At 48.8% G+C, this 17,035-nt stretch carries 19 protein-coding genes; 11 read left to right on the plus strand and 8 right to left on the minus strand.

Features of this window, described 5'->3' with window-relative positions; translation table 11 throughout:
- The first annotated feature begins 28 nt into the window (after positions 1-28).
- From TRESADRAFT_RS05060 to TRESADRAFT_RS05085, 6 genes are all read left to right on the plus strand, one after another.
- Complete coding sequence (locus TRESADRAFT_RS05060) at positions 29-625, plus strand: 2'-5' RNA ligase family protein (protein ID WP_002703460.1); 597 nt, start codon at positions 29-31, stop codon at positions 623-625.
- A 174-nt stretch (positions 626-799) separates the two neighbouring features.
- Positions 800-1,462: a leucine-rich repeat domain-containing protein gene (locus TRESADRAFT_RS05065; RefSeq protein WP_002703461.1), complete on the plus strand. Its 663-nt coding sequence runs from the start codon at positions 800-802 to the stop codon at positions 1,460-1,462.
- Positions 1,463-1,513: 51 nt separating this feature from the next.
- Entirely contained in the window at positions 1,514-2,245 is a 732-nt protein-coding gene (locus tag TRESADRAFT_RS05070; RefSeq protein ID WP_002703462.1) for a leucine-rich repeat domain-containing protein, read from the plus strand.
- 336 nt (positions 2,246-2,581) lie between these two features.
- Complete coding sequence (locus TRESADRAFT_RS05075) at positions 2,582-2,806, plus strand: type III toxin-antitoxin system ToxN/AbiQ family toxin (RefSeq protein ID WP_040842302.1); 225 nt, start codon at positions 2,582-2,584, stop codon at positions 2,804-2,806.
- 318 nt (positions 2,807-3,124) lie between these two features.
- A complete protein-coding gene (locus TRESADRAFT_RS05080; RefSeq protein ID WP_002703464.1) occupies positions 3,125-3,760 on the plus strand; it encodes a DUF3990 domain-containing protein in 636 nt (211 codons plus the stop codon).
- Between the two features lie 9 nt (positions 3,761-3,769).
- Positions 3,770-4,198, plus strand: coding sequence for a hypothetical protein (locus TRESADRAFT_RS05085; protein WP_002703465.1), 429 nt, complete (start codon positions 3,770-3,772; stop codon positions 4,196-4,198).
- A 180-nt stretch (positions 4,199-4,378) separates the two neighbouring features.
- Here the strand turns inward: TRESADRAFT_RS05085 and TRESADRAFT_RS05090 are convergent, their stop codons facing one another.
- Both TRESADRAFT_RS05090 and TRESADRAFT_RS05095 read right to left on the minus strand, forming a co-directional pair.
- A complete protein-coding gene (locus tag TRESADRAFT_RS05090; protein WP_141607172.1) occupies positions 4,379-5,584 on the minus strand; it encodes a hypothetical protein in 1,206 nt (401 codons plus the stop codon).
- Positions 5,585-5,602: 18 nt separating this feature from the next.
- A complete protein-coding gene (locus tag TRESADRAFT_RS05095; protein WP_002703471.1) occupies positions 5,603-6,148 on the minus strand; it encodes a HEPN family nuclease in 546 nt (181 codons plus the stop codon).
- Positions 6,149-6,479: 331 nt separating this feature from the next.
- Between TRESADRAFT_RS05095 and TRESADRAFT_RS05100 the strand changes: the two genes are divergently transcribed.
- Positions 6,480-7,334 (plus strand): NUDIX hydrolase, encoded by an 855-nt coding sequence (locus TRESADRAFT_RS05100; RefSeq protein ID WP_002703473.1) that lies wholly within the window; start codon positions 6,480-6,482, stop codon positions 7,332-7,334.
- A gap of 22 nt (positions 7,335-7,356) precedes the next feature.
- Positions 7,357-7,617: a hypothetical protein gene (locus tag TRESADRAFT_RS16215; protein ID WP_159100031.1), complete on the plus strand. Its 261-nt coding sequence runs from the start codon at positions 7,357-7,359 to the stop codon at positions 7,615-7,617.
- Between the two features lie 320 nt (positions 7,618-7,937).
- Here the strand turns inward: TRESADRAFT_RS16215 and TRESADRAFT_RS15955 are convergent, their stop codons facing one another.
- The 4 genes from TRESADRAFT_RS15955 to TRESADRAFT_RS16485 all read right to left on the minus strand — a co-directional run bounded on the left by TRESADRAFT_RS15955 (position 7,938) and on the right by TRESADRAFT_RS16485 (position 10,607).
- A complete protein-coding gene (locus TRESADRAFT_RS15955; protein WP_141607174.1) occupies positions 7,938-8,339 on the minus strand; it encodes a hypothetical protein in 402 nt (133 codons plus the stop codon).
- Positions 8,293-8,688, minus strand: a complete 396-nt coding sequence (locus TRESADRAFT_RS05105; protein ID WP_002703476.1) for a hypothetical protein — start codon at positions 8,686-8,688, stop codon at positions 8,293-8,295. Before TRESADRAFT_RS05105 ends, TRESADRAFT_RS15955 begins: the two co-directional genes overlap by 47 nt.
- A gap of 90 nt (positions 8,689-8,778) precedes the next feature.
- Complete coding sequence (locus tag TRESADRAFT_RS05110; protein WP_002703478.1) at positions 8,779-10,254, minus strand: Ig-like domain-containing protein; 1,476 nt, start codon at positions 10,252-10,254, stop codon at positions 8,779-8,781.
- Positions 10,203-10,607 carry a hypothetical protein gene (locus TRESADRAFT_RS16485; RefSeq protein ID WP_217169672.1) on the minus strand — a complete coding sequence of 135 codons (405 nt, stop codon included), beginning with the start codon at positions 10,605-10,607 and terminating at the stop codon, positions 10,203-10,205. The genes TRESADRAFT_RS05110 and TRESADRAFT_RS16485 overlap by 52 nt, the downstream gene beginning before the upstream one ends.
- 373 nt (positions 10,608-10,980) lie before the next feature.
- Between TRESADRAFT_RS16485 and TRESADRAFT_RS05120 the strand changes: the two genes are divergently transcribed.
- Positions 10,981-12,147, plus strand: coding sequence for an SPFH domain-containing protein (locus TRESADRAFT_RS05120; protein ID WP_002703482.1), 1,167 nt, complete (start codon positions 10,981-10,983; stop codon positions 12,145-12,147).
- Positions 12,148-12,157: 10 nt separating this feature from the next.
- Positions 12,158-13,087: a diacylglycerol kinase catalytic domain-containing protein gene (locus TRESADRAFT_RS05125; protein ID WP_002703484.1), complete on the plus strand. Its 930-nt coding sequence runs from the start codon at positions 12,158-12,160 to the stop codon at positions 13,085-13,087.
- 187 nt (positions 13,088-13,274) lie between these two features.
- On the opposite strand, the gene TRESADRAFT_RS15960 is transcribed toward TRESADRAFT_RS05125, so the two are convergent.
- The gene (locus TRESADRAFT_RS15960) at positions 13,275-13,511 is read right to left on the minus strand and encodes a hypothetical protein (RefSeq protein ID WP_141607177.1); all 237 of its coding nucleotides are present in this window, start codon (positions 13,509-13,511) and stop codon (positions 13,275-13,277) included.
- A 404-nt stretch (positions 13,512-13,915) separates the two neighbouring features.
- On the opposite strand from TRESADRAFT_RS15960, the gene TRESADRAFT_RS05130 reads away from it, so the two are divergent.
- Complete coding sequence (locus TRESADRAFT_RS05130) at positions 13,916-14,635, plus strand: transaldolase (protein ID WP_002703486.1); 720 nt, start codon at positions 13,916-13,918, stop codon at positions 14,633-14,635.
- 69 nt (positions 14,636-14,704) lie between these two features.
- Here the strand turns inward: TRESADRAFT_RS05130 and TRESADRAFT_RS05135 are convergent, their stop codons facing one another.
- Positions 14,705-16,861: a glycoside hydrolase family 88/105 protein gene (locus TRESADRAFT_RS05135; protein ID WP_002703487.1), complete on the minus strand. Its 2,157-nt coding sequence runs from the start codon at positions 16,859-16,861 to the stop codon at positions 14,705-14,707.
- Between the last annotated feature and the right edge of the window lie 174 nt (positions 16,862-17,035).

The following is a 17,035-nucleotide window of genomic DNA, read 5'->3' on the forward strand; positions in this document are numbered from 1 at the left end:
GCATCTGCAGAAACTGCCGAACCGAAAAATGAAGAGAAACACTTTTTCCGAGCAGACGCATTTTATCGGCGTGCTGCTTCCAGAAGACATAACGCTTACGCTTGAGGATTGCCGGCGCTACATGCGCGAATCCTACGGCTGCAAATCGGGATACGGGACTCCTGTCCACGTCACGCTTGTCCCGCCGTTCCGCCTTCCAAAAGAGTATTCGACATCCGACATCGCGGAGGCGATTGCTGATACCGTCGCGACGAAAGGGCTCGGCTTTGCGGCGAAAATCGACAACTTCGACGCGTTCGGCGACAGGACGATTTTCGCGAAGGTCGTTTGCGGGGAGAAATGGACGAATCTCCGCGATGAGACGCTGAAATGCGTCCTGCGCGTCTGCCCGGGATGCGCGAAAAAGGACAGTCGTCCGTTCCAGCCGCACGCGACGGTCGCGAACCGGGACATTCCGGAAGGCGCATCGACGAAAGCGCTCGAGGCGCTGAACGGGATGGGCTTGCGCGAGGAATTCCCCGTCGACGGGATAACGGTTTTCGAGCGGAACGGCGGAAGGTGGGAGGCGGCTGCCACGGTTCCGATTTCATCGTCCGATACGACGACGCTCCGAACTACATTTTGAAGAGCGACAACGGAAGCATCCTCGTCGTGAGCCGCGGCCTTGCGCGGGAAAGCACTCCGCTCCCGAGATTCTTCAATCGCCCTGAAATCGTGATTCTCGAAGTCGAGTGAGAAAAATCTCTGTCCGTGCTACGCTACCATATTGCATTTTTAAAAAGCAGAAGAGAGGAGAAAAATGTCTGACATTTTGCAGATTGAGGACGGCGTTCTAGTGGAATGCCTTGACAGAAGGGCGACGAGCGTGACGATTCCCGACGGCGTCATAAAAATCCGGAACTTTGCGTTCCATTTTTGCAATCTGCTTTCGTCGGTGGTGATTCCGTCGGGCGTCACGGAAATCGGCGATGACCCGTTCATGAAGTGCGAGTCGCTTTCGTCGGTCTCGATTCCAGAAAGCGTCACAAAAATGGGCAATTATGTGCTTGACGGCTGCAAGTCGCTTGCATCCGTGTCGATTCCGGACAGCGTCGTGGAAATCGGCGCAGGTACATTCTACGGTTGCACCTCGCTTTCGTCGGTGTCGATTCCGAAAAGCATTTCGAAAATCGGCTACCAGATGTTCTGGGATTGCGAGTCGCTTTTGTCGTTTTCGATTCCGCCAAGCGTCACGATAATCTGCAAGTATGCGTTCGGCTATTGCAAATCGCTTGAGTCCGTGACGATTCCGGGCGGGGTTACGGAAATCGGCGAGGGCGCGTTCATGGAATGCGTGGCGCTTTCGGAGTTGAAGTTCGGCGGAACAAAAGCAGAATGGAAATCAATAAAAAGAGGACGATGCTGGCGTCGTGGCGTTCCCGCAAAAAGCGTGATATGCGCGGACGGAAAAGTCCGTCTTTAGATGCGCTTGCGTCGGTGAAGTTAGGTGAAAAATATACGAGGAGAATAAACGATGGAAGGGATTTTGCAGATTGAAAACGGCGTGCTGATAAGTTGCACGGACAAGGGCGCGACGAGCGTGACAATCCCAGACGGCGTCACACAAATCGGAGAGAAGGCGTTCAAGGATTGTACCTCTCTTTCTTCGGTGCTGATTCCGGAAAGCGTCACGGAAATAGGCAGGTTTGCGTTCCATAACTGCGCTGCGCTTTCGTCGCTCTCGATTCCGACGAGCGTCACAAAAATCGGCAATTACGCGTTCCTTAGCTGCAAGTCTCTTACAGCCGTGGAGATTCCGTCAAGCGTCGTGGAATTCGGCACAAGTTTGTTCTATTATTGCCACTCGCTTTCGTCGGTTTCGATTCCGGAAAACCTCACGGAACTCCCCAAGGAGACGTTCCTGCATTGCTACTATCTTACGTCGGTGGTGATTCCAGAAGGCGTCACTCAAATCGGCAAGGAGGCGTTCCTTGATTGCCACTCGCTTTCGTCCGTGTCGATTCCCGAAAGCGTCACGAAAATCGGCGAGTCGTCGTTCGTCCGTTGCAATTCCCTTTCGTCGCTCTCGATTCCGTCGGGCGTCACGGAAATCTGCAAGGATGCGTTCCGTGAGTGCGAAACGCTTTCGGATGTGAAGTTCGGAGGAACAATAGCGGAATGGAAATCAGTCAATAAAGGACGGGGCTGGCACAAAGATTCTCCTGCAAAGAGCGTGATATGCACGGACGGAAAAGTCAAGTTGTAGGAAATATCGAGGAGAACATGCCGGAGCGGATTTTTGGGATTCATTTTGTGTCGCCAGCATGTCAAGCTCGCAATTTTTGAACGTTTTTATTATATTGACAATGCTATATACGTATAGATTTTGAGCATAAGGAAATCGCGCCTTTAATCGCGAGTGTTATACGGAGGTCGTAAGTTTTCTTACGGCCTCGTTTTTATTTATGGACAAGTTACTTTTCTACGAAATTGACAACAAATATATAGATTTTCTCTCTAAATTTTCTGAGCATCTGTTTCATAATGCAAAAATAACTCAGAACTATTCAGGAAAATACATATTATAGACGGTGTATTTACTTTGAAAAATCCGGCAGAAGAATCTGATATTCAATACAAAACCTTGCTTAATAACGAAATTCGTATTATCAGACAAAAAGAAGAACAGATTATAACCAATGCAAAAGCTGTATATAACCACAAGATGACGAATGATGGTAAATCTAAACTAAGCCAGCGTTGCAATGATTTTAAGCTATTAGAAGAAAAGTGTAAGGAATATAAAATTCCTGCAAATAAAACTTAACAAAGGTTCAATGCCGATAATATCGTAGTTTGTCGTGCCAGAAATCGAGGAAAAATGACAACGGCTGAATCCCGGTTCATCGGCAAGGTGCTTCGCCGGAATTCAAAGTCGGGAACGATTCGCTTCGTTCCCGATTTTGTGGTTATAGTATGTGCAAAAAATTAATCCGCAGCACTTAGCCGACTTTCTTGTCTTTGAGGATTGCCTTGCCCGTAAAGCGACTGTGGGTGAAGCCTAGCAAAATGCGGAGACGCAAAAAAAATCTGGGGCGGAATGACAAGAGTTGGTGCGCATGTTAAATTAGAGCGAGGTGGAATTATGATTCTGTATCACGGCAGTCCCAATAAAATCGTTGTTCCGACTTTCGGTCTTGGTGAAGAACGCCACGATTATGGAAAGGGCTTTTATTTGACCGCGGATTTGAACCTTGCCAAGGAATGGGCAGTCTGCCGTCCAGAATCGGAAAGTGGATTCGTCCATTCTTTTGAATTGGATACAGACGGCCTGGAAATTTTCGATTTTGAGAAAGAAAATATCTTGTGCTGGCTCAGCGAACTTATGAAGCATCGTGCAGCCGCAGATTCAAAACGATATCGGGTCCTTGCTGAAAAGTTCATCGCAAAATACGGAAGGGACACTTCTTATGCTGATGTCATAAAAGGCTGGCGGGCAAATGCGTCATATTTCTATATTGCGAAGGCTTTTGTTCGTGACGAAGTTGATATTGATATTCTTGAGGAGCTCATGCAGCTTGGCGGACTTGGCATTCAATGGTGCCTCAAGTCGGAAAAGGCGTATGCGCATTTGAAGAATCTTGATGAAATCATTCCTGTGGACTATCACGAGTTCAACGCTAAATACAACGAGCGAGACTCAAAAGCAAGAATCAACATGATGGCTCTGATTGATTCTGACAAGAACAATGTCGAAAAAGTCTTTAGCACGCTTGTTTAGGGGGAGACTATGAACGCTTATCTTGAATGTTATGTAAATGAGATTGTGGAAACCCAGGGAAAACTGTTTGAGCTTGTTGCCGATATGACTTCCGTTGATTTTGATGATTTTGTCAAACGATATATGACAGGAAAAACACGCCGCTATCTGGATAGGGCGGATGCCTATTTGAGCAATCTTGATGAAAAAGAATTGTTTGACTATTTTTGCAGGATTGACGGATTCACCCCTAAAAAAGGCGATTCGCCTTCAGGCTTTGCGCCGGACTGGATAGGCCAGTTTTATGCCCGGAGCCAGTGGCAGAAAAATATTTCCAGCGCAAAGTTGGTTTCGCTTGTTCCCCCAGATTTCATGATTGCCGCCTATGCAGGCCTGCATGATTTGGATTTGGATTTGGCTGTCGAAAAAGTTTTTAAGAATATGTCCTCAAGCCTTTGAGCAGCATCCAGCCAATGTCGGTTTCTCACCGCTTCTGTTTTTCCACGCGAAGCGACAGTGCGCCCAGCCTGTCAAAATGCGGAGACGCAAAAAAAAGCGGGAACGAGTTGCTTCGTTCCCGATATGTGTTTATACCATGTGCAAAACCGTAAGGCTTTTAAGACGATGAATCCTTGGCACTTAGCCGACTTTCTTGTCTTTAAGGATTGCCTTGCCCGCAAAACAAAGCCCGATTGCTAGGAGAATAGTCAGGATTGCCGAGCCGACTGAAATTGGGATGTAGCCGAACAAAGGCAAAGGAAGTTCAAAAAGAAAAGCAGTAAAAATCTTTCCGAGTCCCAGACCAATCAGTCCGAGTATGATAAGACCTCCGATTGCGCCCACAATACTTCCGACACAGAAACCGCCGATTATGCCGATAAGCCCGAATGTTCCCGTTACATAATCTTTTGCATCCGGCGAGGTCATAAGAAGATTGAAGAGGAATCTTCCAAGAATCAAGCCTAGCAAAAGCCCGACCGTAAGACCTACTGCGGCGCCGGTGATTTTCATGATTTTTGCAGCCTTCGTTTTTGCCCTATACCAAGCTACGATTCTCAAAAGAACTTCCATAACTTTTGAGTTGCCCTTGTCGGCGGCACGGCTGAGATATTCATGGACTTTATTGAAAGAAAGCGCATAGTAGCATTTTCCATCGTCCCAATCCAGTTCTGTTCTGTCGTTTTCATTCTTGAAAGAAACGAGCGACGGATAATAGGCGAACAAAAATTCAACATCTGAATTTCTGATACCCACGGGTGCATCAAAATGTCCCTTGCTGTATTTTGCAAGGTAATACGATATATCAGACGAATGTTCCAAAAAAACGGCTTCTGCAAGCTTATACTGCTTGCTGGAATTGTTTACTGCCTTCTCAAAAAATGATGCAAGGCGGAAATCTGCCTCTTCCTTGCTTGTTTCTTCCAGCTCCTGCTTGTACTCTTCTTTGATTTTTGCAATGAACTCATTATACCCTTTCTGGAATGCTTTTTCGTTCATATCAAAATGAGACTTAAATCCCTCTTTTTGAGCCTGATTATCGAGCCGGTCGAGTTTGGCGATTTTTTCCCTTCGCTCCCTTTCTTCTTCCTCTCTCAGATACGCTTCAAATTCCCTTCGCTCTCTTTCTTCTTCCTCCCGCTTGGCTTCTCTTTCCTCTTCTTCTTCTTGCTGGCGAATTGCAATAGCAGCATTGTCTGCACTGTTTTGTGCCATGTTTTCTTCATAGCATCTTCTTGAACACCAAGGATCTCCTAGAAACATAGACGCTATAGTCAGCCCTGTAGAATCATACCTGCCATACCCGCTACCCTCAAATTCTCTTCCGCACCAAGCACATTTTGTCATTGTGTCTACCTTCCTTTTCTATTTTTCTGTTTTATATATAAATTTTAGGAATCCTAAAATTTTATTTCTGTTTGCTTCTGAAGCGATATTCAACACCGTCGTAGTAAGAATAGTCTTACTTTTATATCCAAAAGAGCCATGGATGATTATTTTTTCAATAAGAGCACCTTCTGTTTTTGGCTCGTAGTCAAATCCCTGGTTCTTCAATTTCTCTATTTCGTCTTCCTTCCAATGTCCCATGCCGTTTCTGATTGAGCGCACGAATTCTTCAAGGTTAATTTCTCTTTTCGGTTCTGTTGTAAAGAAAATCGCATCGGAAAAACCATGTTCTGAAAGGAAATCTGTTGCATTCTCATATTTTTCCAAAACTGATTTGTTTAATTTGGAGGGCATCATCAAAAGCCCGTACAGGCAGTTTATAAAAAGCGAAACATCATAAAATTCACTTTCTCTATGTTCCGCTTCCAATTTTGTTGCTACGATTTCGTTGTACTGTGAAAGTATAGTTTCTGTTCGAGAGATAAATTCTTTCGCGTAGTTTTCAGATAGCTTCTCGGTAATCATACTTTTTTTGCTCAAGGTAACTTAAAAAAAGCGATGTTTTGACTTTTGCTGTTTTCAAAAGTTAAAACCCGTCAAAAAAACGCCTTTTTCTAATCCGATTTTCGAGCGAAGCGCAGAAAATCGGATTAGTGCAGTCTAGTCAACTGCACTAATGGTATACCATTAGTGCGCGCCACGGGCGCGGTCTGGCGGAGCGGAAAAAAAACGAGCCTATGGCGATTTTTGTACGTTTCAACCGTACAAGTTGCGGATTTTGGTCGATTATGGACGAATGATTCCGAACCTGGTTCGGAATGGCGGGAAAAATGGTAGAATCCTTCCGAGGTGCTTTATGGAAGAACTTAAAGACAAGAACGGGCTTACCGAAAAAGAATTCCTTGCGCGGTACAGCGACAAAGGGTACGACAAGCCGTCGGTCACGGCGGACATTCTGGTGCTCGGTTCCAACTCGGATTTTTCGGGGTTCAGGATTCTTCTCGTGAAGAGGGGCGGACATCCGTTCCTCGGCTCGTGGGCGCTTCCCGGCGGGTTCATAAGGAAAGACGAGACCGCGTACCAGGCGGCGGCGAGGGAGCTTTCGGAGGAGACTGGGCTTCAAAACGTCTATCTCGAACAAATCTACGCTTTCACGAACCCCCGCCGCGACCCCAGGACGCGCGTCATGAGCATCGCCTATCTCGCGCTCGTCTGCGGCTTTGAGGATGTGGCGGGAAGCGACGACGCAGCGGATGCCGCGTGGTTCGACATGACCGTGAGCGAAAGCGGAATCAGGATTTTCTCGGCCGAGCGCGGTGTGGAAATCTTCTATGAAATCGAGCGGGGAATCTTCCAGAACGGAAAAATCCGCTACGAAAACTGGGTCGCGAAAAGTTCTGGCGGCGAAAAACTCGCGTTCGACCACATCGAAATCGTAATCGAATCCCTCCTCAAACTGAAATCGAACTTCTACAACTCCGACCTCGCGTTCAACATGATTGGCGACTTCTTCACGCTTCCGGATTTGCAGTCGCTCTACGAGCTTGTCCTCGGAAAAAAACTCTACAAGACGAATTTCCGCGCGATGGTGGCGGACAAAATCCGGGCGACCGGCGAAAAGCGCAAATCCATGACGAGCGGAAAAATGTCGGCGGAGTATGTCTACGACAGCTCCTCCAGAGCTATGGGGGCAGAAACGAGTTCGGAATGACGAAAAATCGACAAGAGGTGTTATGATGAAACTGTATTTTTCGCTGAAAAATGCTTTCAGCATCTGCACCAAGCCTTCCTCAATGTCGGGCGGTGAGTACGGAGCATTTTGGTGGGGAGGGACGAAGCCGGCTCGGACGGGGCTGGCACAAAGATTCTCCTGCAAAGAGCGTGATATGCGCGGACGGAAAAGTCCGTCTGTAAGGGCGCTTGCGTCGCTGACGAACGAAACGGAGCTTTACAATCACATCAAAAAACTCATGACCGACGAAAAAAAATATTAGCACCTTTTACGAAAATAAATTACGAAAATATTTATATGGAAAACGCTAAACATTTGCCCCCACTGCTCCGCTTCTCCCTAACAAAAAAGGCGAACTCTTCTCTTAAAGAAGAATTCGCCTTGGAAATCACAAATAAAAATGAAAACCGCAAACGCAAGTTTTGAGAATCGTCATGTAAATGCACTGTTCAGTTTTCATACTGAAACAATACTACATCAGAAATCAGATTTTCGGGCAATAGGGGGTAAAATCCAAATAGGCAGTAATTATTTTTAGTTAGTATTGTATTTATCCCTATACTATACATGTTATTATACCGTTTATTCTTTTTTTACCCTATAAAAATTATCACTTAAAAATTCGCTTAATTCTACAACACGATTTAAAGATACTTTCGTATTTGATGTTACTATAAATTCTGTTACACCAATTCTGTCTTTTGAATTTCCAATGTCGTATGTATAACCTAACCCTGTAAAGTATTCGCTTCCATTATATCTATTTTTCAGTTTTTCAAAGTTTTCAGGATATTTAGTAACTAATTTGTATGATTTTTCTTCTTCAGTTGGTTTTATGATAAGATTATCAAGATTAGGAGAGTTCGAAGTTGAAGTAATTACAAAAGAAGCTATATACTTTCTGTCTTCGTTTTCATTATATTTTATACCAAGTAGTTCACAAATTCGCTTTGATAAATTCTTTTTTTTTAACTTCATATTCATTTTCCCCATTATAAATTCCCTTGTCATACAGCCTTTGCATGAAATCATCAATATCTACAACAAAGAAAGGGCGAAGATTTGGATCTAAAATCTCTGATATAGTTTTTACTTCTATTACACCATTTTTATCTCTTATAAACTTGTTATATTTTCTGTTTAGTGCGTCCCTTTCTTTCTTTGAAACCAATCTAATGACTTTTGCATAATGAAAATCGTTTTCAGGATAACAAAACTGAACAGTTTTATCTGCAATTGGTAATTTAGTAATATCGATGCTTTCTCCCCACGCAATACTGCACAGAGAGAGTACAAGCACGAGTGTCGCTGTAATTCTCTTGAACATCTTCATAGATTATTACTCCTTTCTTAAAATATGTTTGTATTACTTCAGCACTGTTTCCACCGAGCCGCACACAGCAGCCCGGCAGGATGAAGTATTTTATTCCTTTGTATGGACTGCAAATACAAACTTATCTGAAGATGTACCTGTTCCACTTACTATATAAATCCCATCAGTATTATCTGTTACTCTAAAGCTTGTCCAATTTGGTTTAGTACCATTACTTCCACGACTACACTTATAGTATAAAGTACCATTTGTATCAGCCTCAACCAAAGTGATTACTCCAGCACTAGTAGCAAAAGATGTGTTAGGTGAAATATTAACATACCATGTTTTGCCAGTATAAATCGTTTCACCTACAAGGATAATATCTTCAGCTTGTAGTGAAGTATGATGAACCTTTCCTGTTATAGTGCAAGTAGTCGTTTTATCTCCTGCGGTTGCCGTAATGGTAGCTGAACCATATCCTTTTTTCCCCATTATTGTATATTCCCCAGTTTCAGCATTTATACTTACATAATCTGGATCACTACTTGACCATACAATAGTCTTATCTGTTGCGTTATCGGGAGAAACTGTTGCCGTAAGTGTTCCCGTTGAATTGACAAAAAGGGCTTCTGTGGGAGCGTTGTTTATAATTACACTAGATACAGCGACAGTTACCGTAAGAGTATAGCTTGCCGTTTTTGTGGCGTATGTGTATGAGGCGGAATCTGTTACAGTTGCGGTGATTGTCGCCGTACCTGCGCCAACAATGGTCACTTCGCCTGTCGAAGCGTTTACAGTGGCTACGCTCTCATCGCTTGAAGAATATGTTACTGTGCCGTCGCCTGTCATGGTAAGTGAGTTGGTGAAAGCCTCGTCGTCGGTTGTCTTGCTCACGGTCGTGGTGGCGTAGCTTATGCTTCCTGCCGTCTTCTGCTGCGCGGTATCGGCTGCCGTTACCGTAAGCGTGTAGCTTGCAGTCTTTGTGGCGTAGGTGTATGTGTCGGAATCTGTTACCGTAGCGGTGATGGTCGCCTCTCCCGCTCCCTTGATTGTCACCTCGCCGGTTGTGGCATTTACTTCGGCAACATCAGTTTTGCTTGAAGCGTAGCTCACCGTGCCGTCGCCTGTCTTGGTAACTGAGTTGGTGAAAGCCTCGTCGGCTGTCGTCTTGCTCACGGTCGTGGTGGCGTAGCTGATGCTGCCTGCCGTCTTCTGCTGTGCGGTATCGGCTGCCATTACCGTAAGAGCGTAGCTTGCGGTCTTTGTGGCGTAGGTGTAACTGTCGCTGTCTGCTACGGTTGCCGTGATGGTGGTCTCGCCCGCTCCCACGATGGTCACTTCGCCAGTCGTTTCGTTTACCGTGGCAACATCGGTTTTGCTTGAAGCGTAAGTAACCGTGCCATCACCTGTCTTGGTCAGAGCGTTGGTGAAAGCCTCGTCGTCGGTTGTCTTTTCTACGCTCGTGGTAGCGTAGCTGATGCTTCCGGCCGTCTTCGAACCGTCGTCCGAGTCCGACCCGCACGAGACGAATGCTAGCGCAAGAATCGCGCCCACCAACGGAAGGAGTTTTTTGAGTTTCTGCATAAAATGCCTCCTGAAATATGGTTTAAAATATGAAAAGCCCATGTGCAGGGCGCGGTTTTGCCTGCATCATGGGCGTTTTTCCAGAGAGAGAATATTGCAGCCATTCGGCTGGTCTGTGAGTTTGATTTAAAATGCGCGTAGCCCGAAAAAATTATTCGGGCAGAGTTATAGCTGTGCTGTGCTGTGCTGTGCTGTGCTGTGCTGTGCTGTGCTGTGCTGTGCTGTGCTGTGCTGTGCTGTGCTGTGCTGTGCTGTGCTGTGCTGTGCTGTGCTGTGCTGTGCTGTGCTGTGAATTTTGGCACGGAGAGCGAATTCATGTCAAGGGATTTGCTGAATGTTTTTCGTTCTTCCATGAATCTGCCTCTTCCTCAAAATGCAACAAAAGCCATCGCTTTTTAAACATTATAACACAGGTTTTAAAAATACAGATTTTTTTAATTTTTTGTAAAAAAAATGGGAAACGCAAGCGGTTTTGCAACAGGATGACGATTCCGAAAAGGCTCTGTCTCACGATGCCCGCGCTCAAGCAGATTCCGGCCTCTCCACGAGAACGTGATAAAATGGCTTCTGGAAAAGGACTGAATGGGTTCCGAAACGAGTTCGGAATGGCGGGGATTGATTTTCAATAATATAAAAAGAAATCTTGACAAAGTAGTATTCTGCTACTAATATTTCAATTGTTAAAAAGTAGTAAAAAACTACTTTATGTGTCAAAAGGAGGAAATTATGAGGTTCAAGAAATTCAATCCGAACGAGTATGTCATGGTCGTCAAGAAAGGTCAGGTCGTGAAAGAGGGGCTTGGGCTTTCGGTGCTGTTCAACGAGCTTTCCACGAGCATAATGGTCGTTCCGTCCACGGCGTTCGACGGTGAATTCGCGTTCGACGAGCTTGTGACGAGCGACTATCAGAGCGTTTGCGTTCAGGGCGTGACGACTTTCATGATTACCGATTACGCAAAGGCCGCGAAGATGCTTGATTTTGCGTACACGCCTCAGGTCAAGATGTCCGACAAGATTTTCGATGCGGTCGAGTCGCTTGAAAACCGCATAAACAACATCATCAAGGCGATTGTCATCCGCGAAGTGAGCCGCAAGGACGTTCGCGCTGTCCTTCGCATTTCCGACGAGATGTCCAAGGCGATTCTCGAAAGCCTTGCCGGCGACGAAGCAATCGGGAAACTCGGGGTGAGCGTTGTCTCGGTCAACATCCTGGGAATCACGCCGCGACCTGAGACTCGGAAGGCGTTGGAGGCGGCCGCGCGGGAGCAAATCCTCAAGGAGCAGGACGACGCGATTTACAAGAGGCGGAACGCAGCAATTGAGCAGGAGCGAATCATCAAGGAGAACGAAATCAACACGGAAATCGCCGTGGCCGAGAAGGAGAAGGAAAAGGAAGAGAAAGAGCAGGAGATGAAGCAGTACGTCCAGAAGTGCGAGCTTGACATGCGGATGGAAGCGGAGGAGAGGGAGCAGCAGATGAAGCTCCGGGCGATGCAGGCGGAGCTTTCGATGGAGAGCGAGCGGCAGGAGAAGGAGTACGCGCTTCGGGAGATGGCGGTTCAGAAGAAGATTCAGATTGACAATCAGGACATGGCCGGAAAGATTGAGCTTGAGAAGATGAACAAGGAATTCACCGAGCTTTCCGCAGCGAACGAGAAGACGAAGGCGGACATCAAGGCATACGCGGCGGAGGCACTCGTCAAGGCTTACAACAATATCAATCCTGCGATTCTTGAGTCTTGCGCGATGGCGCAGATGGAACCTGGCGCGCTCATGGCGAAGGCGTTCATGAACATCGGCGAGAACGCGGAAAAAATCGGAAGCCTGAACATGACGCCGGACTTGCTCCAGTCGATTGTTGGCGCGATGAATCCGAGCCAGTGCGGAAAATGAGGAGGCGGTCATGGACAGGGGACTGAACAAAGTCGTTCTCGTGAAGAGGCGGACGAGATACGAGGAGCTGAAAAAACGCTACAACACCGTTGAGCAGGCCAGGTTCTACATCGAGCATCTTGGGGCGGATTTTTCGGACTACGAGAGGGAGGATGCCGCGTACAATTCCGCGCTTGAATCAGTGCGCGCCCTTGTCCGACCGCTCGCGCGGCTGCAGGAAATCGACAGGGAATATCTTCCGAACATGATTTTCGGCGCGGACGACATTGTGATTGCCCTCGGTCAGGACGGACTCGTCGCAAACGTGATGAAATATCTTTCCGGTCAGCCATTAATCGGCGTGAACCCGGATTCGGCGCGGTTCGACGGCGTTCTCCTTCCGTTTGAGGCTGGCGATTTGGAAAAGCTCCTTCCAAAAGTGATAAAAGGCTCGTTCAGCATGAAAAGCGTGGCGATGGGGAAGGCGGAATCGAAGGACGGGCAGGTTCTCTACGCGGTGAACGATTTCTTCGTGGGAGTCGGGAACCACAGTTCCGCGCGCTACCTCATAAAGCACGGAAAAATTGAGGAGAATCAGTCGTCGTCTGGAATCATAATCTCCACGGGATTCGGAATGACGGGCTGGCACAAATCGGTCATGGCGGAATTCCGGGGACTTGCGCGCGCGTTCAATCTTTCGCCAATCCGGGAGCCGTCGTACGAATGGGACAGAAGGGAGCTTACGTTCCAGGTGCGAGAGCCGTACCCGAGCCGCTTCACGCAGGCGGAGCTTGTCTACGGCAAAGTAACGGACGGAGAGAGCCTTGTCCTCACCTCCAGCATGAGCGAGAACGGTGTCGTCTTCTCCGACGGCATTTTCGAGGACGCGATAGAATTCAACGCAGGCATGGAGATACGCATTTCCGTGGCCGAGCAGACCGGAAAACTCGTCACGGGGTGATGGGCGTTCGATGCCGACATTCCGAAAAACGGCTGGCTTCTCCCAAGCGAACGCGAGTCCTGCAACTGTATACAATATAATGGAAAAGAACCATGGGGGAACGCTTCATCCACGCCTCATATTTTCGGTGACGCGCGCCGCCTGCGTCTGCTGCAGCATGGATTCGCTCACCATAATTGCATATGTCTCAAGCGTCCGCAAAAGAGAAAATGCCTGGCAGAACAAGCCAGCCGAACGCCAGCGCATGCAAAATGGATGCAGCAGTGTGACGCAAAGGTGAAATCACCTTCCACGGCTTGGTTTTCTTCACCCGAATCGTACACGGACCTGCGACAGGATTGTAGCCCGGAAGGTTAGACATGAGGAGAGGTGCGGAGGCGGAAAATTCGGCACCTACGCGACGAAGACGAATGTTCTCGGTCATGGAATGGATTTTCGTTCAAAGCTCGAAAGCGGTTCCAAGAAGTCCCTCCTGGTTCGTCAAAAACTCGAAGAATCCCGTACGCGCAATGATGGAACGGGCCAAGAGCGGGGAAATTTGATGACACTTCGCCATTCTGAACCTGTTTCAGAATCTGGGCGGGGGTAATAAAGCGGAACTGCTCAAGCCCTCGCGCATCGCGCGCCAGTACCGATGATGGCGCGTTCATCCTGAGTTATTTGAAAATACGATTTTTTGTTCGCTGCCGCTGAACTGGTGGTATAATTTCGGGCGTCGGTTTTCCGGTGGCGGCTCGGGCTGCTTCCGTCCGGAACCGTAAAAACGCCCTGTCTGTTGCGGGGCGGAATGTCAGCTGAAAGCCGGTGCGCTTTCATAGGAGGAGATAAATGACGTTCAAGGATTTGAAGGTTGCCGTTTATGCAGACGGCGCGGACATCGAGGGCATGAAAGCGATGTATGCTTCCGGCTATGTGAAGGGATTTACGACGAACCCGAGCCTGATGAAAAAAGCGGGCGTAAAGGATTACGTTTCCTTCGCGAAGGATGTCGTCAAGGCGATTCCAGACCTTCCGCTGTCGTTCGAGGTGTTCGGCGACGATTTCGAGACGATGGAGAAGGAGGCGAAGGTCATTGCCGCCCTCGGAAAGAACGTCTTCGTAAAAATCCCCATAATGCTGACGGACATGACGAGCACGGCTCCGCTTATAAAGAAACTTTCGGCGGCGGGAATCCAGCTCAACGTCACGGCAGTTTTCACGGCTGAGCAGGTTCAGGAAGCGGTCGATTCGTTTGCCGAGGGGACGCGCAACATCGTCTCTGTTTTTGCGGGGCGCCTTGCCGACACGGGAAACGACCCGGTTCCGCTTGTAAAGGAAACTGTCCGCATTTGCCGCACGAAGCCCGGGACGATGAGCCTGTGGGCAAGCACGCGCGAGGTCTACAACGTCATGCAGGCCGACGAGCTTGGCTGCGACATCATAACGGCGCCGAACAGCGTCATCGAGAAGCTCGGCGGCATGGGAAAAACCCCGATTCAGGGAAGCCGCGACACCGTGCTCACGTTCGCCAAGGACATTCAGTCGCTCGGCTTCTCAATCCTCTCATAACGCTTCCCGAATGAAAAAAAAAGCGGCGCGCCAATCGAAAAAGGTGCGCCGCTGTCATTTATGGATTTTTCAGGCGAATTCGGCGAGTTTGAGTATCTCGACGCCCGCCAGGAGCGTTATTCCGATTCCGTGCGTGTTGTTCAGCTGCGGAAGAAGATGCTCGCTGTAGTATTTCGGGTTGAACGAGAATTCGCTTCCGCGGCAGACTCCGTAGAGGTTCCCCGCTTTGTCGATCGCGCATTTTTCGAGCGCCGCCCATGCCCTCATCGCGGATTCCCTGTATTTCGACGTGTCGCCATCGAACCAGCCGTTCCTGATTCCCCTGCTGAACGCGCAGATGAACATCGATGTGCATGACGACTCGGGGTAGCTTTCCGGCATGTCGAGGACCTGGTGGAACATCCCGCTTTCGTCCTGCACGGAAAGATATCCCTCCGAAAGCTCGCGGAAGAACGAGAGAAGCTCGCCGCGGTTTTTGTGGTTTTCCGGAAGAACCTGCAGAAGCTCGGAAAGCGAGAATATCGTCCAGCCGTTTCCGCGCCCCCACGGCACTCCCGTGTTCATGTTCCGCCTGAAATCGAAGACATGCGCCATGAGCTTTTTGTCCGCCATGTAGAGCCGCTTCTTGAAGCCGAGAAACTGCCGAGCCGCGTCGTCGAGGATGTTCCCGTCGTTCTTGAAAGCGGCGTACCTGCAGAGGAACGGGACGCTCATGTAAAGGTCGTCCGCCCACATCGTCCCGTTGTGGAATTTGTGCATCATCTGCTTGCGCCAGAACGAGCCGTCCTCGAGGCGCGCCTGCTTTTTCGTGATGTAGTCGCCGACGTAATCGGCAATGGCGCCGTAATCGCCGACATCCCTGTCCTTCGCGACCTCAAGAAGGAGCGAGCCGAACGAGCCGCAGTCGTCGAGGCTGTCAATCGATGAGAGAAGATGGTGGACGCATGTCGCGCCGCCGAAATGGTCGCGGTCGAAAAGCGCGTATTCGAGCGTGCGGACGGTTTTCCTGACGTGATTCTCGACGTAGCGGGCGATGGCGTCGCCTTTTCCGTTTTTGATTTGCATCCTTCCCGTTTCGATAAGCCCGTAGAGGGTCACGCCGAGCGGATAATCCCAATGCCCCCAGAGCGGGTTTTCGTTGTAGAGCCTGATGAAGCCGCCGGGAATGTCGATTCTCCACCACGTTTTCTCGTCTCCGTCGCCGACAAGCGCGTCGGTTTTGAAGTCGGCGAGCGACGAGTCGGGCGTTTTTGCGAACGGCCCCGCGAACATCCACGGATATTTTTCGTCGCAGGCGATGAGCGGGTTTTCCAGGGGAAGCTTTTTCCCGTTTCTGTCGAGGACATCGCAGCTGAAATCGGCTTTTCCGTCCGCCCCGGCTTTCAGTATCGCGAGAACTTGGTGGATTCCGGCTTTCAGCGATGCTTTTCCGTTTTCGGCTTTCGTCCCGTCAACGTAAATTTCGGCGTCGCCCGCGCGGATTTCAATTTCTCCCGGCGCGTATGACGTGAAGCGGCTTCTCGCGGCAATCCGCTTTCCTTCCGCGCCCGTTCCCTTGAAGATGCGCCCGACGTTCCCGAGCCGCGATTCCTCGTCGCTCCAGTTTTTGAGCGGAAGCACGCTTTTCGAGAATCCGCCGTCCTCGTATGATTTTTCCGACGGCGGGTAATCCTGGAAGCGGACGGATGTCGGCGGGACGATGTCGAATCCTTCCATATTATCGTTCTCGTCCGTGCCGTGGAGAAAATAGTAGTCGAGCTTTCCGAGCCACGTCCCGAATTCCGCGCCGAATCCCGCCCTCGTCTTCGTGAAGCGCAGGACGATGTGGTTCCATCCTTTCTCGACGGGGATGTCGATTGTCACCGGATTGTCGTCGAACCGCTCGGACTCGAACGTCGTCGCGTAGACCTCTGTTCCGTTCGCCCAAATCTTGACGGGACCTTTCGGGATGAGGAGGAACCTGAGCGAGCCGCACGCATCCCTCCTGATTTTTCCCCACGCGTACGCGTATTTTCCGTCCTCCGTGCCGGGGAAGAATGCGTTCCCGTCGAATTCGTACCGGTAATCTTTGTTCCGTATGATTCCTTCCGTCGTGAACGGCCTCGCGGTATACGGAGACTCGGGGTTCGCGCCGATGTACCGTCCTGCCAGCACGGAAAGCGAATGCTCGGTGTCTCCGTGCGATGCGCTGAAAACAGCGTCCAAATCGTTGAAGTAATATCCCATATGGTAAATTATAGAAAGATTTTGAATAAAAACGCGCAATCGAACGTCAAAAAAATGAACTTCATGACGGAATTATGCTATTTAATGCGTTTTTATTCAATGTGCGCGATTCCAAAAGATTTTAGAGTAGAGCTAAGAATGAAGAAGCTCCTTTCGGGAGGCCGCAAGCGTGCC

It is taken from the genome of Treponema saccharophilum DSM 2985 (assembly GCF_000255555.1).
Taxonomy (GTDB): Bacteria; Spirochaetota; Spirochaetia; order Treponematales; family Treponemataceae; genus Treponema_D; species Treponema_D saccharophilum.